Source organism: Enterobacter sp. DNB-S2 (assembly GCF_019443845.1).
Classification (GTDB): domain Bacteria; phylum Pseudomonadota; class Gammaproteobacteria; order Enterobacterales; family Enterobacteriaceae; genus Enterobacter; species Enterobacter asburiae_B.
The window spans coordinates 2,435,106-2,451,586 of record NZ_CP050520.1; the positions used below are offsets into that span (position 1 = coordinate 2,435,106).

A 16,481-nucleotide genomic window follows, 5' to 3' on the forward strand; every position below is an offset into this window, starting at 1 on the left:
GAGGTGGATGTGGGTCCAGTCATGTTGGATGTTGAAGGGTTTGAGCTGGATGCGGAGGAGCGTGAAATTCTGGCGCATCCGCTGGTGGGTGGCCTGATCCTGTTTACTCGCAACTATCACGATCCGGCGCAGCTGCGCGAGCTGGTGCGTCAGATCCGCGCCGCGTCGCGTAACCATCTGGTGGTGGCCGTCGATCAGGAAGGCGGGCGCGTGCAGCGTTTTCGCGACGGTTTTACCCGTCTCCCGGCAGCCCAGTCATTCGCCGCGCTGCTCGGCACGGAAGAGGGTGGAAAACTGGCGCAGGAGGCCGGCTGGCTGATGGCCAGCGAAATGATTGCCATGGATATCGACATCAGCTTTGCCCCGGTGCTGGATGTAGGGCATATCAGCGCTGCCATTGGCGAGCGCTCATACCATGAAGACCCGCGTATTGCGCTGGCAATGGCAACCCGGTTCATCGACGGCATGCACGATGCAGGAATGAAAACCACCGGGAAACACTTCCCGGGTCACGGGGCGGTGACGGCGGATTCTCACAAAGAGACCCCGCGCGATCCGCGCCCGGAAGCGGAAATTCGCGCCAAAGATATGTCGGTTTTCCAGTCGCTTATCACCGATAACAAGCTGGATGCCATTATGCCCGCGCACGTGATTTACAGCGACGTCGACCCGCGTCCTGCCAGCGGCTCTCCGCACTGGCTGAAAACCGTCCTGCGTCAGGAACTGGGCTTCAACGGCGTGATTTTCTCTGACGATTTGTCGATGGAAGGGGCCGCGATCATGGGCAGCTACGCTGAACGCGGTCAGGCATCGCTGGATGCAGGTTGCGATATGATCTTGGTCTGCAATAATCGTAAAGGTGCCGTTAGCGTGCTGGATAACCTGTCGCCGATCAATGCAGAGCGTGTTACACAATTGTATCATAAAGGTTCATTTAGCCGTCAGGAGCTGATGGATTCGGCGCGCTGGAAGACGGTCAACGCCCGGCTTGAAGACCTGAATGAGCGCTGGCAGGCACATAAAGCCAGCCTGTAAACCCTCCCGGAAGGCGTAGCGTGGTGAGAAGACGATGATCATCTATTTACACGGTTTTGACTCAAACAGTCCTGGTAATCATGAGAAGGTGCTGCAGCTGCAGTTTATCGATCCGGATGTACGGTTGATCAGCTACAGCACGCGCCATCCGAAGCATGATATGCAGCATCTGCTCAAAGAGGTGGACAAGATGTTGCAGCTCAACGTCGACGATCGCCCGTTGATTTGCGGCGTAGGGCTGGGCGGCTACTGGGCGGAGCGGATTGGCTTCCTGTGCGACATTCGCCAGGTGGTGTTCAATCCTAACCTGTTCCCGAACGAGAACATGGAAGGCAAAATTGACCGTCCGGAAGAGTATGTCGATATTGCGACCAAGTGCGTGAGCAACTTCCGTGAGAAAAACCGCGACCGCTGCCTGGTGATCCTTTCCCGTAATGATGAAGCGCTCAACAGCCATCGGGCAGCAGAGCTCCTGCATCATTACTATGAGATCGTCTGGGACGAAGAACAGACCCACAAGTTCAAAAACATCTCCCCGCATCTGCAGCGTATCAAAGCGTTTAAAACGCTGGGTTAATCAATTTCCCGCATGCATCAAAGCCCGGCCGCGAAAGCGTGCCGGGCTTTCTTTTTGACCAGAATTGTCTACTTTTAAGCCATCAAAACTTGATGCATATCAATTTTGGTATGACCAATGCGCCTGACGTGGTATTCTCAATGCACCTGAATGGTTTCAGTGCTGTAACCTGTTGTTAATTAAGGGTTATTTTTATAACTTTTAATTAACAATTGGTTAATAATTTGAGGGGGTCACGTTGACTACGCCATTGAAAAAGATAGTGATTGTAGGCGGTGGTGCTGGCGGGCTGGAGCTGGCTACACAGCTGGGCAAGAAGCTGGGTCGCGGTAAAAAAGCCAAAATTACGCTGGTGGATCGTAACCACAGCCACCTGTGGAAACCGCTGCTGCACGAAGTGGCGACAGGTTCTCTGGATGAGGGCGTGGACGCGCTCAGCTATCTGGCGCACGCGCGCAACCATCATTTCCAGTTCCAGCTGGGCTCGGTGGTGGACATCAACCGTGAAAGCAAAACCATCACCCTGGCAGAGCTGCGCGATGAAAAAGGGGAGCTGCTGGTTCCCGAGCGTAAACTGGCGTACGACACGCTGGTCATGGCGCTGGGCAGTACCTCCAACGACTTCAACACGCCGGGCGTGAAAGAGCACTGCATCTTCCTCGATAACCCGCACCAGGCGCGTCGTTTCCATCAGGAAATGCTGAACCTGTTCCTGAAGTACACCAGCAATATGGGTGCGAACGGTAAGGTGAATATCGCTATTGTCGGCGGCGGCGCGACGGGCGTTGAGCTGTCAGCGGAGCTGCACAATGCGGTGAAGCAGCTGCACAGCTACGGCTACAAAGGGCTAACTAACGAAGCGCTGAACGTGACGCTGGTTGAAGCCGGTGAACGGATCCTGCCTGCGCTGCCTCCGCGTATTTCCGGTGCGGCGCACAATGAGCTCACCAAGCTGGGCGTGCGGGTGCTGACGCAAACCATGGTGACCAGCGCCGACGAAGGCGGCCTGCACACCAAAGACGGCGAGTATATCAAAGCGGATCTGATGGTCTGGGCGGCTGGTATCAAAGCGCCTGACTTTATGAAAGAGATCGGCGGTCTGGAAACCAACCGCATTAACCAGCTGGTAACCGAGCCAACGCTGCAAACCACGCGCGATCCTGAAATCTTTGCCATCGGTGACTGTGCCTCCTGCGCGCGTCCTGAAGGTGGATTCGTGCCGCCGCGCGCGCAGGCCGCTCACCAGATGGCAAGCCTGGTGCTGCACAATATTCTGGCGCAGTACAAAGGCAAGCCAATGAAAGCCTATGTCTACAAAGACCACGGTTCACTGGTGTCATTGTCAAACTTCTCTACCGTCGGCAGCCTGATGGGCAACCTGATGCGCGGCTCAATGATGGTAGAAGGGCGCATTGCCCGCTTCGTGTATATCTCCCTGTACCGCATGCATCAGATTGCGCTGCACGGCTACTTCAAAACCGGGCTGATGATGCTGGTGGGCAGAATCAACCGCGTGATCCGTCCGCGTCTGAAGCTGCACTAATCTTTCACTCCCTCCGGGCCCTCCGGAGGGAGTTTTTAGCATTTCATGCTGTAGATCACAGTTTGACTGCTTAAGAGTTCTCCTAAATACAATATATCTCCTCTCCACGCCCCCTTTTTTGATCCTTTATCTTATTGGCGAAGCCGTGCCGCCATTGCAAAATTGTTACCAATAGCAACAAAGGAGGAAGTCCCGTGAATAAATCAATGTTGGCGGGTATAGGGATTGGCGTCGCGGCTGCGTTAGGTGTGGCTGCCGTTGCCAGTCTCAACGTATTAGATCGCGGCCCGCAGTATGCACAGGTGGTTTCTGCTACACCGATTAAAGAAACCGTAAAAACGCCTCGTCAGGAGTGCCGTAACGTCTCAGTGACGCACCGTCGTCCGGTGCAGGATGAAAACCGCATTGCCGGTTCTGTTCTGGGTGCAGTAGCGGGTGGCGTTATTGGTCACCAGTTTGGCGGCGGCCGGGGTAAAGACGTGGCGACCGTGGTCGGCGCGCTGGGTGGCGGCTATGCCGGTAACCAGGTGCAGGGCGCGATGCAGGATAATGATACCTACACCACGACTCAGCAACGCTGCAAAACCGTCTATGACAAGTCGGAAAAAATGCTGGGCTATGACGTGACGTACAAAATTGGCGATCAGCAGGGCAAAATCCGCATGGATAAAGACCCGGGCACGCAAATTCCACTGGATGGAAACGGCCAGCTGGTTCTGAATAACAAAGTGTAAAAAAGATGTTCTCTGAATTTAGCTCCTCATGCGCTCAGGCTGAGGAGCTTTTTTTTTGCTTCAGATTTTCAGTAGCTCAGGCCACAGCCGCAGCGTGGTTTCGCTAATATGCTGCAGTTTTTCCAGCGTGGCCCCTTCACGGGCGCTGATCGACATCCCCTGCAAAATACAGCTCAGGTATTGTGCCAGCAGCTGAGGGTTGCATTGCGCGGGGATTTCACCGCGCTGCTGGCGCTGAGCCAGAAATGCGCTGAGGGTCTCCTCCTGCATGGCATGCCGTGATTTCACCGTATTGGCAATCTCTTTAGAGGACGCCGCCAGGGTGGCAGAGGTGTTAATCATAAAGCAGCCCGCAGGCGTCTCTTTACTGGTAAAGCAGGTCGCGACGGCGGTGAAATAGTCCCGGAGCGCCTGTTCAACGCTTTTCTCTTCGCAGAACAGCTGGGCTTCGTGTTTCGCCGCAAAGCGCGAAATGTATCTGTCCAGCACCGCCCTGAACAGCCCCTCTTTATTGGTAAATTCGGCATACAGCGTCGGCGCTTTGGCTCCGGTGGCTTCTACCAGATCGGAAAGCGAGGTTGCTTCATACCCATGTTGCCAGAAGAGAGTCATGGCCTTATCAAGCGCTGCATCCCTGTCAAACACTTTTGGTCGGCCACGGCTTTTCTTCGCACAACTCGTGACATCGGTTGTCATTTGCCGTTGGTCCTCTGTTGGTTTGGTGAATGACCATTATAAAAATAAAAGCAACCCACCACCAGTGCAGAATGCTTAAAAATAAATTAATCATATATGTATGAAAAATAACAATTTTAAAATTAAGTTAACGCTCGTTATAAAATTATGTTGACGCGTGACATGGATCACATTTATGATTTACCTATCGATCGTTAACTAAATGATTAACGACCTCCAAATTCATCTGCTAAAGGTAAACATCATGAAAAACGTAAAAACTCTCATCGCTGCCGCTGTCCTGAGTTCACTCTCTTTCGCAAGCTTTGCTGCTGTACAGGTGCAATCCACCCCTGCCGACCAGCATAAAGTCGGGACAATCTCTGCGTCTGCAGGTACTAACCTGGGTTCCCTGGAAGATCAGCTGGCGCAAAAAGCGCAAGAGATGGGTGCAAAATCTTACCGCATCACCTCAGTGACCGGTCCTAACACTCTGCACGGCACTGCGGTCATCTACAAATAAGCCGGGCATAAACCCTCATTTATGCCGCTGCAATAAAAAACGCCCTGCTGAGCAGGGCGTTTTTTTATTTCCGATTTACATCGACTGCGGGACGACATCGTGATGCCGGGTGACATCGGTCGGCATGCCTGACCGGGCTTCCATCGCACGCTCCATCACCACGCTGTTGGTATTCGCATTCGTTTTGAAGCTTACCATCGCGGCATTCAGGTTGATGGGCAGCGTCTGCGGATCGTCGCCGATATTTTTCGATAACGGCTGATGGATCTCAACCAGCCGCACGCCGCCGGGCTCCTCTGAAACTTTAATCGGCGTATTGATAATATTCACTTTGGTTCCCGGCGTAACGACGTTAAACAGCGTTTTGATATCGTCATCGCGCAGACGAATACAGCCGGAGCTGACGCGCATGCCGATGCCAAAGTCCGCATTCGTTCCGTGCAGCAGGTAGACGCCTCCGTATGCCGCGAGGCGTATCGCGTGGTGCCCCATCGGGTTATCCGGACCAGCCGGCACCACGGCAGGAAGATCGATCCCCTGGGCCTTATAGCGGGCACGAATGTTCGCCGTTGGGGTCCAGGTTGGATTCGCGCGTTTATCCGAGACGGTGGTGACCATCGTCGGCGTCAGCGTGTCGCCGCCCAGCTGACCAATACCGATAGGGTAGACGGTGACTTCATTTTTACCCGGCGGGTAATAGTACAGACGCAGCTCGGCCAGGTTTATCACCATCCCCTCGCGCGGGGCATCCGGCAGGATAGTCTGTAACGGGATGGTCAGTACGCTGCCCGCGCGCGGGACATACGGGTCGACGCCGGGGTTCGCCTGCAGCAGGGCCAGAAAACCGACGTTATATTTTTTGGCAATCGCTTCCAGTGAACCACCATTGTTTTCAACCACATGAAAGCGGTTTTCCCCCACCACCTTGCTGCCGGGAGGGGGAAGGGGCCAGGTGTTTGCCCGGGCGGGAAGCGCCACCGCGACGGTGGCTGCCAGCGCCAACAGGGTCATCCAGCGAGTAAAACGCGAAGAGGTCATCATCACCATAATCCATGCAAATGATAAGGTTATTGTTTTATAAGACGTTAAACATAATTATGGCGAATGGGTGTGTCGGGAAGATCGGGTGAAGTGCAAAGAGTTTGTAAATTGTCCCCCGTAGCGCCGGGCTAACAGGGGGAAGGGATCCCCATAAAATAATGCCTGAACGGACGACCCTCTCTCCCTTGAGGGAGAGGGTTGGGGTGAGGGGGAACATACGGCTCTGGTGGTCATTCCGTTCACTTCATGTTCCTTGCTACTCTTTAACGACATAACCGGTGAACGTGCCAGGGTGGCTCAATCGCCACCACCCTGGCGACCCGGGCTCCCGGCGGTAAATCGCCGCTTCGCGGTGCCCTCGGCTTATTCCTTCCGGCTTATCGGGGACGGGCGGAGACAACGTCCATGTAAAGCCCGCCCTCTCGGCGCATCCCTGCGCTTCGCCCGGCCTGCAAGGAAACTCCTCAGCTAACAGGGGGAAGGGAGGTTATGCGATCGCGTTCTCTTCCAGCTGGCGCATAAAGTTACGCACCCAGTCCATACGGGTTTTGCGCTCCGTCAGCTCCTGGGTAAATTTCAGACGGGTTGGACCATCCAGACGGAAATGCTGCGGCTGTTTTTGCAGCAGGCCGATTAGCCACATCGGGTTGACGTGATTCTTCTCGGCGAATTCAATCACGCCGCCTTTTTCATTGCCTTCAAGCTTGCGGATCCCCAACTTTTGCGCCTGCTGGCGCAGCCTCGCGATATCCAGCAAATTTCTCGCCGGATCGGGCAGCAGACCAAAGCGGTCAATCAGCTCCACCTTGATCTCTTCCAGCTCGTTCTCCTTCTTCGCGCTGGCGATGCGCTTGTAGAACGACAGTCGGGTATTCACGTCCGGAATAAAATCGTCCGGCAGCAGGGAAGGCATACGCAGCTCGACCTCGGTCTGCTGGCTGGTGAGATCTTCCAGCGACGGCTCGCGTCCGGCCTTCAGGGCATCAACCGCGTTTTCCAGCAGCTCCATATAGAGCGAGAAGCCGATGGTTTCCATGGAGCCGCTCTGGTCTTCACCCAGCAGCTCGCCGGCACCGCGGATCTCGAGATCGTGCGTCGCCAGCGCAAAGCCAGCGCCCAGGTCTTCCAGCGAGGCGATGGCTTCCAGACGCTTTTGCGCGTCGGTGGTCATCGCTTTCGGATGCGGCGTCAGCAGCCAGGCGTAGGCCTGATGGTGCGAACGCCCGACGCGGCCGCGCAGCTGGTGAAGCTGCGCCAGGCCAAAGTGATCTGCACGCTCAATGATGATGGTGTTTGCCGTCGGAATGTCGATCCCGGTCTCAATGATGGTGGTGCACACCAGCACGTTAAAGCGCTGGTGGTGGAAGTCGTTCATTACCCGTTCCAGCTCGCGCTCGCGCATCTGCCCGTGACCGATAGCTATGCGCGCTTCCGGCACCAGCTCCGCCAGCCTGTCCGCGGCTTTCTGGATGTTTTCCACGTCGTTGTAGAGATAGTAGACCTGACCTCCGCGCAGCACCTCACGCAGAATGGCCTCACGCACCACCAGATTATCGTACTCGCGAACAAAGGTTTTCACCGCCAGACGGCGCGCCGGCGGCGTGGCGATAATCGACAGATCGCGCATGCCGCTCATCGCCATGTTCAGGGTTCGCGGGATTGGCGTTGCGGTCAGGGTGAGGATATCGACGTCGGCGCGCATCGCTTTGATTCGCTCTTTATGACGCACCCCGAAGCGGTGCTCTTCGTCGACGATCAGCAGCCCCAGATCTTTCCACTTCACGTCGCTTTGCAGCAGCTTGTGGGTGCCTATCAGAATATCGATTTTACCTTCGCTGGCCTGTTCGAGGATCTGCGTCTGCTCTTTAGTGCTGCGAAAACGCGAGAGCATCTCGATACGTACCGGCCAGTTGGCGAAACGGTCGCGGAAGTTATCGAAGTGCTGCTGAGCGAGCAGGGTGGTCGGCACCAGCACCGCCACCTGCTTGTTGTTTTCCACCGCAAGGAAGGCGGCGCGCATCGCCACTTCGGTTTTGCCGAAGCCGACGTCGCCGCAGACTAAGCGGTCCATGGCCAGCGGCTGGCACATGTCGCTCAGCACGGCGTTGATGGCCTGGGCCTGATCCGGCGTGGTTTCAAACGGGAAGCTGTCGCAGAACAGCTGGTACTGTTCTTTATCGTGCTTAAAGGCGAAGCCCTGTTTGGCCGCGCGCTGGGCGTAGATATCCAGCAGCTCGGCCGCCACGTCGCGCACTTTTTCCGCCGCCTTCTGGCGCGCGCGCGCCCAGGCATCGCCGCCCAGCTTGTGCAGCGGCGCATTCTCTTCGGCGCCGCCCGCGTAGCGGCTGATCAGATGCAGGGAGGAGACCGGGACATACAGTTTGGCGTCGTTGGCGTAGGTGAGCATCAGGTATTCACCTTTGATGCCGCCCGCTTCCAGCGTGGTCATCCCCTGATAGCGCCCAACGCCGTGTTCCAGGTGAACAATCGGCTGGCCAGGATGCAGCTCGGCCAGGTTACGGATCAGCGTATCCGGGTTGATGGTCCGACGGCTGTCCTGACGGCGGCGCGCGACGCGCTCGCCCAGCAGGTCGCTTTCGCAAATCAGCGCCAGGTTGTTGAGCGTGTCGATGAACCCGTGCTCGGCGGCACCAATCATCAGGTAACGACCGTTTCCGGTCGCTTCGCTCAGACGCAGGATGCGCTTCGGCGCCACCTTAATGCGTCCCAGCAGTTCACCTAAAGCTTCACGGCGGCCTTCACTCTCAACGGAGAACACCACCGGGCCAGTAAAGGACTCCAGGAACTTGCGCAGATTATCCAGCGGGGATTTCTGCTGCGCCTGAACGGCCAGGTCCGGCAGCGTCCGGAAGGCGAGGTTGGTGTTAGCGGCCTTGTCGGCAAGCGAATCGGTTTTCAGCTGCATGCGCGGCCAGCGCTTCAGCTCGGCGTTCAGCTCGTCGGTGCGCAGCCACAGCGCTTCCGGTGGCAGCAGCGGACGCATCGGGTCAACGCCACGGTTTTCAAAGCGGGCGCGGGTTTCGCTTTCAAAGCGGCTGGCGCTGGCGTCGATATCCCCGGTGTTGACAATCAGCGTGTTCGCCGGGAAGTAGCTGAACAGGGCAGGCAGCGGCTCGTTGAAGAACAGCGGCTGCCAGTATTCGATCCCGGCTGGAAGCGTGCCTTTACTGACCTGCTGATAAATATGTTCCGCGTCGCGCTTCACCTCGAACTTATCGCGCCACTGGCTGCGGAACAGCTCGATAGCGGTTTTGTCCGTGGGGAACTCATGCGCGGGCAGTAAATTGATCGACTCGACTTCCTCCAGCGTGCGCTGCGTGTCGGCGTCGAATACGCGCAGGCTGTCGATTTCATCATCAAAGAAATCCAGACGATACGGCTGGTCGCTGCCCATCGGGTAAAGGTCAAGCAGCGCGCCGCGGGTCGCGTATTCCCCGTGCTCCATCACCTGGTCGACGTGGCGATAGCCGGCACCGTCAAGCTGCGCGCGCAGGGCATCACGGGACAGACGCTGGCCCTTTTTCATCACCAGCGCGTGACCGTGCAGATAGCTGTGCGGACAGACGCGCTGCATCAGGGTGTTCACCGGCACAATCAGCACGCCGCGCTGCATGGTCGGCAGCTGATAGAGCGTCGACAGGCGCGAGGAGATGATCTCCTGATGCGGAGAGAAGCTGTCATACGGCAGCGTCTCCCAGTCGGCCAGGCTGAATACCAGGCTATCGGTGAACTGGCGAATTTCGTCGTGCAGGCGCAGGGCGTTTTGCATATCCGGGGCAACCAGAATCACCGGGCCTGGATGACGCTCGGCGATTTCCGCCACCAGCGTGGCGCACGCCGCGCCCGTGAGTTCACCCAGCTGGCGCTGGTCGCCCGCTTTGACAGGCAAGGAATAACGATAGTGTTCAGGCATGGCTATGTCAGAGTCTCTTATGGATATACCAACAGTATTGGGGCATATCACTGATACGCAATGTCTTTATTATCCTCGATCGTTTTACATAAGCAAATCGTAACCGCACGGCGGGGCTAAACGCCCCCGAAACGGGGGGGGAGAGGGCATTAACGCGTTGAAGGTGACAGGGTTAGCGTAGACGGAGGAGAGAAGAAAACGTCCCCAAACAGCGCGGTGGAGATTTTACGCACTCCGAGCCCGGCAAGGGTACAGATAAGCAGGCTGGCAAACGGGTAGACCAGCACCAGGGTGAGCTCTGCCCAGACCGGCCACGAGGCGGCATTCATTTCGCCAATCAGGAACAGGCTAAAGGCCTCAATCAGGATGCGGTGGGTGGTATAAATCGCAATGGTATTGGAGCCAATCACGTTCAGCAGATTGTTCGGGTTAACGGCGTAGCGCTGCTCAAGGCTGTAGAACAGCTTCATGATCAACACAATCGACAGCAATGAGAGGAGCAGCGGAACGTTAGCAAACCACAGCACCACGGAGACGGCGGCGAAAGCGCCGGTTGCCAGCCAGATGCGGCGCAGGTTGACGCTTTTCATCCACGTCATCAGCGCTGCGCCATACCACGCCCCGAGGCTGTAGTAGATCATGTTGCGGACCACGCTGTTCATCCCCCACCACGGCAGCGGCATGAAGTTAATCGCGATGCTCGCCAGCGCCAGCAGTCCCAGAACCGGCAGCTTCCAGCGGCTCAGCAGTTTACACAGCGTGAAGTAGACCACCAGGGCATACAGATACCACAGGCTGGTGCTGGCGGTGAGCATACCCCGTACAAATCCTGAGAGCGAGTCGGCGTAGGCCGCGTTCGACGCGGTGGCAAGCTCACGCTCGGGCGCCAGCCAGGCGTTCAGGTGGGTCAACGCCTGCCATTGCAGGACGCCCCACAGCGCCAGGACCCAGACAATACTCCAGATCCGTTTATCGAGACTGGTTCGCCAGTCCACTTCGTCAATATAACGACGGATCAGATAGCCGGAGATAAAGAAGAAGACCGGCATACGAAACGGTGCGAGATAGAGGTTAAAATAGACCCAACATTTGGCGAGAAGGCCGGAGAGCGGGTGCTGCAGCCCGATCAGATGCGGATAAAACGTGATAACCGAATGATAGATAACCACCAGGCAGATACACAGCCCTTTTATCTGGTTAATCCATAATGCTTTTTGCTTCATTGTTCGCCACTACCTTATTGCCATAAACGAACGAGCAATTGTTGTAAAACGAAGCCGGGATGTAATGGGTAACAGTCTGTATCCGGCGGTTTTTCGGAAAAGGTGGAGATTGCGAGGCGAGTATTCAGACAATAGCACCCTGATTTATCTGAATTTTTCGGAAGAATGATTACCAAAGCTTACTGTTTCAGTCATTTACGCTTAACGGATTCGCTTATATACTCGTGGGTCTGCTATCAGCAAACAGACGGATTTCATGTATCAACCTGTCGCACTCTTCATAGGCTTACGTTACATGCGTGGGCGCGCCGCGGACCGCTTCGGTCGCTTTGTCTCCTGGCTTTCGACTATTGGCATTACGCTTGGCGTGATGGCACTGGTGACGGTACTTTCCGTCATGAATGGCTTTGAGCGCGAGCTGCAAAACAATATCCTGGGGCTGATGCCGCAGGCCGTTCTCTCATCATCCAACGGTTCGGTTAACCCGCAACAGCTGCCGGAAAGCGCGGCGAAGTTACAGGGCGTCACGCAAGTAGCGCCGTTGACGACCGGCGACGTGGTGCTGCAAAGCGCCCGCAGCGTGGCGGTCGGCGTGATGCTGGGTATTGACCCGGCGCAAAACGATCCGCTGACGCCGTATCTGGTTAATGTGAAGCAGACCGATCTGGAAGCCGGGAAATACAACGTGATTCTGGGTGAACAGCTTGCCGGACAGCTTGGCGTCAACCGTGGCGATCAGCTGCGCGTGATGGTGCCTTCTGCCAGCCAGTTTACGCCGATGGGGCGCCTGCCAAGCCAGCGCCTGTTTAACGTGATTGGTACCTTTGCAGCCAATAGCGAAGTCGATGGTTACCAGATGCTGGTTAACATTCAGGACGCTTCACGCCTGATGCGCTACCCGGCAGGGAACATCACCGGCTGGCGCCTGTGGCTCGATGCGCCGCTGAAGGTCGATACCCTCAGCCAGCAAAAACTGCCGGACGGCACCAAATGGCAGGACTGGCGCGAGCGTAAAGGCGAACTGTTCCAGGCCGTGCGGATGGAAAAAAACATGATGGGGCTGCTGCTGAGCCTGATCGTGGCCGTGGCCGCATTTAACATCATTACCTCGCTGGGCCTGATGGTGATGGAGAAGCAGGGCGAAGTCGCCATTCTGCAAACCCAGGGGCTCACGCCGCGCCAGATTATGGCGGTGTTTATGGTGCAGGGAGCCAGCGCAGGCATCATCGGCGCGCTGCTCGGCGCCGTGCTGGGGGCCTTGCTTGCCAGCCAGCTTAATAACTTAATGCCGATCATCGGCGCCCTGCTCGACGGCGCGGCGCTGCCGGTGGCTATCGAGCCGCTGCAGGTGGTCGGTATTGCGCTGGCCGCGATGGCCATTGCGCTGCTTTCTACGCTTTATCCTTCCTGGCGCGCTGCCGCCACTCAACCCGCTGAGGCTTTACGTTATGAATAAGATCCTGTTGCAATGCGACAACCTGTCCAAACGCTATCAGGAAGGCACTGTGCAAACCGACGTGCTGCACAATGTGAGCTTCAGCGTGGGCGAAGGCGAGATGATGGCGATTGTCGGCAGCTCCGGCTCGGGTAAAAGCACGCTGCTGCATCTGCTGGGCGGGCTGGATACGCCAACTAACGGCGACGTGATTTTCTCCGGCCAGCCGATGAGCAAAATGTCCTCCGCGGCGAAGGCCGAGCTGCGCAACCGCGAGCTGGGCTTTATCTACCAGTTCCACCACCTGCTGCCGGATTTCACGGCGCTGGAAAACGTGGCGATGCCGCTGCTGATTGGCAAAAAGAAACCGGCAGAAATTAACGCCCGCGCCAGCGACATGCTGAAAGCGGTAGGGCTGGGCCATCGCGGTAACCATCGTCCCTCTGAGCTTTCCGGCGGCGAGCGCCAGCGCGTGGCGATTGCCCGTGCGCTGGTCAACAACCCGCGTCTGGTGCTGGCGGATGAGCCTACCGGTAACCTGGATGCCCGCAATGCGGACAGTATTTTCCAGCTTCTGGGCGAGCTGAACGCCTCGCAGGGCACCGCGTTTCTGGTCGTAACCCACGATCTGCAGCTGGCAAAACGCATGGGGCGTCAGCTTGAGATGCGCGACGGCCATCTGAACGCGGAACTGACCCTGATGGGAGCAGAGTAATGGCGTCACCGTTATCGTTACTCATCGGTTTACGTTTTAGCCGCGGCCGCCGTCGCGGCGGCATGGTGTCGCTGATCTCCGTCATCTCGACCATCGGTATTGCGCTCGGTGTGGCGGTGCTGATTGTGGGCTTGAGCGCCATGAACGGCTTTGAGCGCGAGCTGAATAACCGCATTCTGGCGGTAGTGCCGCACGGGGAGATCGAGCCGGTTAACCAGCCGTGGACGAACTGGAGCGATGCGCTCGCCAAAGTCGAAAAGGTGCCGGGCATTGCCGCCGCCGCGCCCTACATTAACTTTACCGGGCTGGTGGAGAGCGGGGTAAACCTGCGCGCGATTCAGGTAAAGGGGGTTAACCCCGCCCAGGAAGCGCGTCTCAGCGCGCTGCCAAACTATGTGCAGAACGGCGCGTGGGCCAACTTTAAGGCCGGCGAGCAGCAGATCATCATGGGTAAAGGCGTGGCCGATGCCCTGAAGGTGAAGCAGGGCGACTGGGTGTCGATCATGATCCCGAACGCCAGCGCCGACCACAAACTGCAGCAGCCTAAGCGCGTGCGCCTGCACGTCACCGGTATTCTTCAGCTGAGCGGTCAGCTTGACCATAGCTTTGCGATGGTGCCGATGGAGGATGCGCGCCAGTATCTCGACATGGCTGACAGCGTGACGGGCATTGCCATTAAGGTGAACGACGTCTTTAACGCCAACAAACTGGTTCGCGACGCGGGCAGCGTGACCAATAACTATGTCTACATCAAAAGCTGGATCGGCACTTACGGCTATATGTACCGTGATATCCAGATGATCCGCGCCATTATGTATCTGGCGATGGTGCTGGTGATTGGTGTCGCGTGCTTTAATATCGTCTCGACGCTGGTTATGGCGGTCAAGGACAAGAGCGGCGACATCGCCGTGCTGCGTACGCTGGGGGCGAAAGATGGTCTTATTCGCGCCATCTTCGTCTGGTACGGTTTGCTGGCGGGGCTGTTCGGTAGCCTGTGCGGCGTGGTGATTGGCGTGGTGGTTTCCCTGCAGCTGACGCCGATTATCAACGGGATCGAAAAGCTTATCGGCCACCAGTTCCTGTCGGGTGATATCTACTTTATTGACTTCCTGCCGTCTGAACTGCACTGGCTGGACGTTTTTTATGTGCTGGTTACAGCACTTTTACTGAGTCTGCTGGCAAGCTGGTATCCGGCGCGTCGCGCAAGCCGAATTGATCCGGCGAGGGTATTAAGTGGCCAGTAATTACGTCATGATCTAGCGGCTTTCGGGCCGCCAGGTTAAAAGAGGAATGCGTTATGTATTACGGATTTGATATTGGCGGCACCAAGATTGCGCTCGGCGTGTTTGATAAAGACCTCAGGCTGCAGTGGGAAACCCGCGTTCCCACGCCGCGCGAAAGCTACGACGAATTTTTAACCGCGATTGCCGCGCTGGTGGCGCAGGCCGATGAACGCTTTGGCGTGAAAGGCAGCGTCGGCATCGGCATTCCGGGTATGCCCGAAACCGACGACGGCACGCTGTATGCCGCCAACGTGCCTGCCGCCAGCGGTAAACCGCTCCGCGCCGATCTCTCTGCTCTCCTTGAACGCGACGTGCGTTTAGACAATGATGCTAACTGCTTTGCGCTCTCCGAAGCCTGGGACGAAGAGTTCCGTCAGTATCCGCTGGTGATGGGGTTGATCCTCGGTACCGGAGTCGGCGGGGGGATTGTGATCAACGGTAAGCCGATCACCGGGCGAAGCTACATCACCGGCGAATTTGGTCATATCCGTCTCCCGGTGGATGCCCCGGAAGTCGTGGGGCGCGATTTCCCGCTGACCCGCTGCGGCTGCGGCCAGCACGGCTGTATTGAGAACTACCTCTCCGGTCGCGGGTTTGCATGGCTTTACGAACACTTCTATCATCAGAAACTTGAGGCCCCTCAAATCATTACCCTGTGGGAGCAAGGGGATGCGCAGGCGCGTGAGCACGTCGAGCGCTATCTGGATCTGCTGGCGGTGTGTCTGGGAAATATTCTCACCATCGTCGACCCGGATCTGCTGGTGATCGGGGGAGGGCTTTCAAACTTTACCGCGATTACGGAACGGTTGTCCGGGCGTTTGCCCCGACATTTATTGCCGGTTGCCCGCGTGCCGCGTATTGAACGCGCGCGACACGGGGACGCAGGAGGCATGCGCGGAGCCGCATTCCTTCATCTCACCGATTAGTTTACGAGGTTTCTATGCTGTCGCGTCGCCAGGGTCGACTCAGCCGTTTTCGCAAAAACAAACGCCGCTTGCGTGAGCGCTTGCGCCAGCGGATTTTTTTCAGAGACAGAATAATGCCAGAAGCGATGGATAAACCCAGAGTGGTGGTGCTGACCGGGGCGGGGATCTCCGCCGAGTCAGGAATTCGAACCTTCCGCGCGGCGGACGGGCTGTGGGAAGAGCACCGCGTGGAGGATGTAGCCACGCCGGAAGGCTTTGCCCGCGATCCGGATCTCGTCCAGGCGTTTTACAACGCCCGCCGTCGTCAGCTTCAGCAGCCTGACGTCGCGCCGAATGCGGCGCATCTGGCGCTGGCGAAGCTCGAAGAGGCGCTCGGCGATAGTTTTCTGCTGGTGACGCAGAATATCGATAACCTGCACGAGCGGGCCGGTAACAAGAACATCATCCACATGCACGGCGAGCTGCTCAAGGTTCGCTGCGCCTGGAGCGGTCAGGTGCTGGACTGGCAAGAGGACGTGCTGCCAGAGGATAAGTGCCACTGCTGCCAGTTCCCGTCGCGCCTGCGTCCGCACGTGGTCTGGTTCGGCGAAATGCCGCTGGGAATGGATGATATCTACAGCGCGCTGGCGATGGCCGACGTGTTTATCGCCATCGGCACATCCGGTCATGTTTATCCGGCGGCGGGGTTTGTCCACGAAGCGCGCCTGCACGGTGCGCATACGGTAGAACTCAATCTTGAGCCAAGCCAGGTGGGCAGCGAGTTTGAAGAGAAACACTACGGTCTGGCAAGCACGGTCGTCCCGGAGTTTGTCGACAAGCTGCTGAAAGGGCTGTAAC

14 protein-coding genes are annotated in these 16,481 nt (G+C 57.2%); 10 read left to right on the top strand and 4 right to left on the bottom strand.

The window, feature by feature from the left end:
- The first annotated feature begins 9 nt into the window (after window positions 1-9).
- From nagZ to HB664_RS11575, 4 genes are all read left to right on the top strand, one after another.
- Entirely contained in the window at window positions 10-1,035 is a 1,026-nt protein-coding gene (gene nagZ, locus HB664_RS11560) for a beta-N-acetylhexosaminidase (protein ID WP_023311162.1), read from the top strand.
- 34 nt (window positions 1,036-1,069) lie between these two features.
- Entirely contained in the window at window positions 1,070-1,612 is a 543-nt protein-coding gene (ycfP, locus tag HB664_RS11565) for an alpha/beta hydrolase YcfP (RefSeq protein WP_008500781.1), read from the top strand.
- Window positions 1,613-1,850: 238 nt separating this feature from the next.
- On the top strand, window positions 1,851-3,155 hold the full coding sequence (locus HB664_RS11570) for an NAD(P)/FAD-dependent oxidoreductase (protein ID WP_023335290.1): 1,305 nt from the start codon (window positions 1,851-1,853) through the stop codon (window positions 3,153-3,155).
- A gap of 194 nt (window positions 3,156-3,349) precedes the next feature.
- A complete protein-coding gene (locus tag HB664_RS11575) occupies window positions 3,350-3,889 on the top strand; it encodes a glycine zipper 2TM domain-containing protein (protein WP_008500779.1) in 540 nt (179 codons plus the stop codon).
- Between the two features lie 60 nt (window positions 3,890-3,949).
- Here HB664_RS11575 and HB664_RS11580 read toward each other — a convergent pair whose 3' ends face one another.
- Window positions 3,950-4,585, bottom strand: a complete 636-nt coding sequence (locus tag HB664_RS11580; RefSeq protein ID WP_029739866.1) for a TetR/AcrR family transcriptional regulator — start codon at window positions 4,583-4,585, stop codon at window positions 3,950-3,952.
- A 244-nt stretch (window positions 4,586-4,829) separates the two neighbouring features.
- Here HB664_RS11580 and bhsA point away from each other — a divergent pair, with 244 nt between their 5' ends.
- A complete protein-coding gene (gene bhsA / locus HB664_RS11585; protein ID WP_023616599.1) occupies window positions 4,830-5,087 on the top strand; it encodes a multiple stress resistance protein BhsA in 258 nt (85 codons plus the stop codon).
- A gap of 75 nt (window positions 5,088-5,162) precedes the next feature.
- Here bhsA and HB664_RS11590 read toward each other — a convergent pair whose 3' ends face one another.
- The 3 genes from HB664_RS11590 to HB664_RS11600 all read right to left on the bottom strand — a co-directional run bounded on the left by HB664_RS11590 (window position 5,163) and on the right by HB664_RS11600 (window position 11,285).
- A complete protein-coding gene (locus HB664_RS11590) occupies window positions 5,163-6,128 on the bottom strand; it encodes a L,D-transpeptidase family protein (RefSeq protein ID WP_033145220.1) in 966 nt (321 codons plus the stop codon).
- 487 nt (window positions 6,129-6,615) lie between these two features.
- Window positions 6,616-10,062, bottom strand: a complete 3,447-nt coding sequence (gene mfd / locus HB664_RS11595) for a transcription-repair coupling factor (protein ID WP_023311167.1) — start codon at window positions 10,060-10,062, stop codon at window positions 6,616-6,618.
- A gap of 149 nt (window positions 10,063-10,211) precedes the next feature.
- Window positions 10,212-11,285, bottom strand: a complete 1,074-nt coding sequence (locus HB664_RS11600; RefSeq protein WP_219939487.1) for an acyltransferase family protein — start codon at window positions 11,283-11,285, stop codon at window positions 10,212-10,214.
- 256 nt (window positions 11,286-11,541) lie between these two features.
- Between HB664_RS11600 and lolC the strand changes: the two genes are divergently transcribed.
- From lolC to cobB, 5 genes are read left to right on the top strand one after another with little or no spacing between them, the layout of a single operon-like run.
- Window positions 11,542-12,741, top strand: coding sequence for a lipoprotein-releasing ABC transporter permease subunit LolC (lolC, locus tag HB664_RS11605; RefSeq protein WP_219939488.1), 1,200 nt, complete (start codon window positions 11,542-11,544; stop codon window positions 12,739-12,741).
- On the top strand, window positions 12,734-13,435 hold the full coding sequence (gene lolD / locus HB664_RS11610; RefSeq protein ID WP_008500772.1) for a lipoprotein-releasing ABC transporter ATP-binding protein LolD: 702 nt from the start codon (window positions 12,734-12,736) through the stop codon (window positions 13,433-13,435). The genes lolC and lolD overlap by 8 nt, the downstream gene beginning before the upstream one ends.
- Window positions 13,435-14,679: a lipoprotein-releasing ABC transporter permease subunit LolE gene (gene lolE / locus HB664_RS11615; RefSeq protein WP_032657985.1), complete on the top strand. Its 1,245-nt coding sequence runs from the start codon at window positions 13,435-13,437 to the stop codon at window positions 14,677-14,679. Before lolD ends, lolE begins: the two co-directional genes overlap by 1 nt.
- 53 nt (window positions 14,680-14,732) lie before the next feature.
- Window positions 14,733-15,644, top strand: a complete 912-nt coding sequence (gene nagK, locus HB664_RS11620) for an N-acetylglucosamine kinase (protein ID WP_219939489.1) — start codon at window positions 14,733-14,735, stop codon at window positions 15,642-15,644.
- A gap of 14 nt (window positions 15,645-15,658) precedes the next feature.
- The gene (gene cobB / locus HB664_RS11625) at window positions 15,659-16,480 is read left to right on the top strand and encodes a Sir2 family NAD+-dependent deacetylase (RefSeq protein ID WP_219939490.1); all 822 of its coding nucleotides are present in this window, start codon (window positions 15,659-15,661) and stop codon (window positions 16,478-16,480) included.
- Window position 16,481 lies beyond the last annotated feature (1 nt).

Coding starts and splice junctions, on each gene's coding strand:
- ycfP (WP_008500781.1), top strand. CDS start 1,070: ATGATCATCTATTTACACGGTTTTGACTCAAACAGTCCTGGTAATCAT.
- HB664_RS11580 (WP_029739866.1), bottom strand. CDS start 4,585: ATGACAACCGATGTCACGAGTTGTGCGAAGAAAAGCCGTGGCCGACCA.
- bhsA (WP_023616599.1), top strand. CDS start 4,830: ATGAAAAACGTAAAAACTCTCATCGCTGCCGCTGTCCTGAGTTCACTC.
- HB664_RS11590 (WP_033145220.1), bottom strand. CDS start 6,128: ATGATGACCTCTTCGCGTTTTACTCGCTGGATGACCCTGTTGGCGCTG.
- mfd (WP_023311167.1), bottom strand. CDS start 10,062: ATGCCTGAACACTATCGTTATTCCTTGCCTGTCAAAGCGGGCGACCAG.
- HB664_RS11600 (WP_219939487.1), bottom strand. CDS start 11,285: ATGAAGCAAAAAGCATTATGGATTAACCAGATAAAAGGGCTGTGTATC.
- lolC (WP_219939488.1), top strand. CDS start 11,542: ATGTATCAACCTGTCGCACTCTTCATAGGCTTACGTTACATGCGTGGG.
- lolD (WP_008500772.1), top strand. CDS start 12,734: ATGAATAAGATCCTGTTGCAATGCGACAACCTGTCCAAACGCTATCAG.
- lolE (WP_032657985.1), top strand. CDS start 13,435: ATGGCGTCACCGTTATCGTTACTCATCGGTTTACGTTTTAGCCGCGGC.
- nagK (WP_219939489.1), top strand. CDS start 14,733: ATGTATTACGGATTTGATATTGGCGGCACCAAGATTGCGCTCGGCGTG.
- cobB (WP_219939490.1), top strand. CDS start 15,659: ATGCTGTCGCGTCGCCAGGGTCGACTCAGCCGTTTTCGCAAAAACAAA.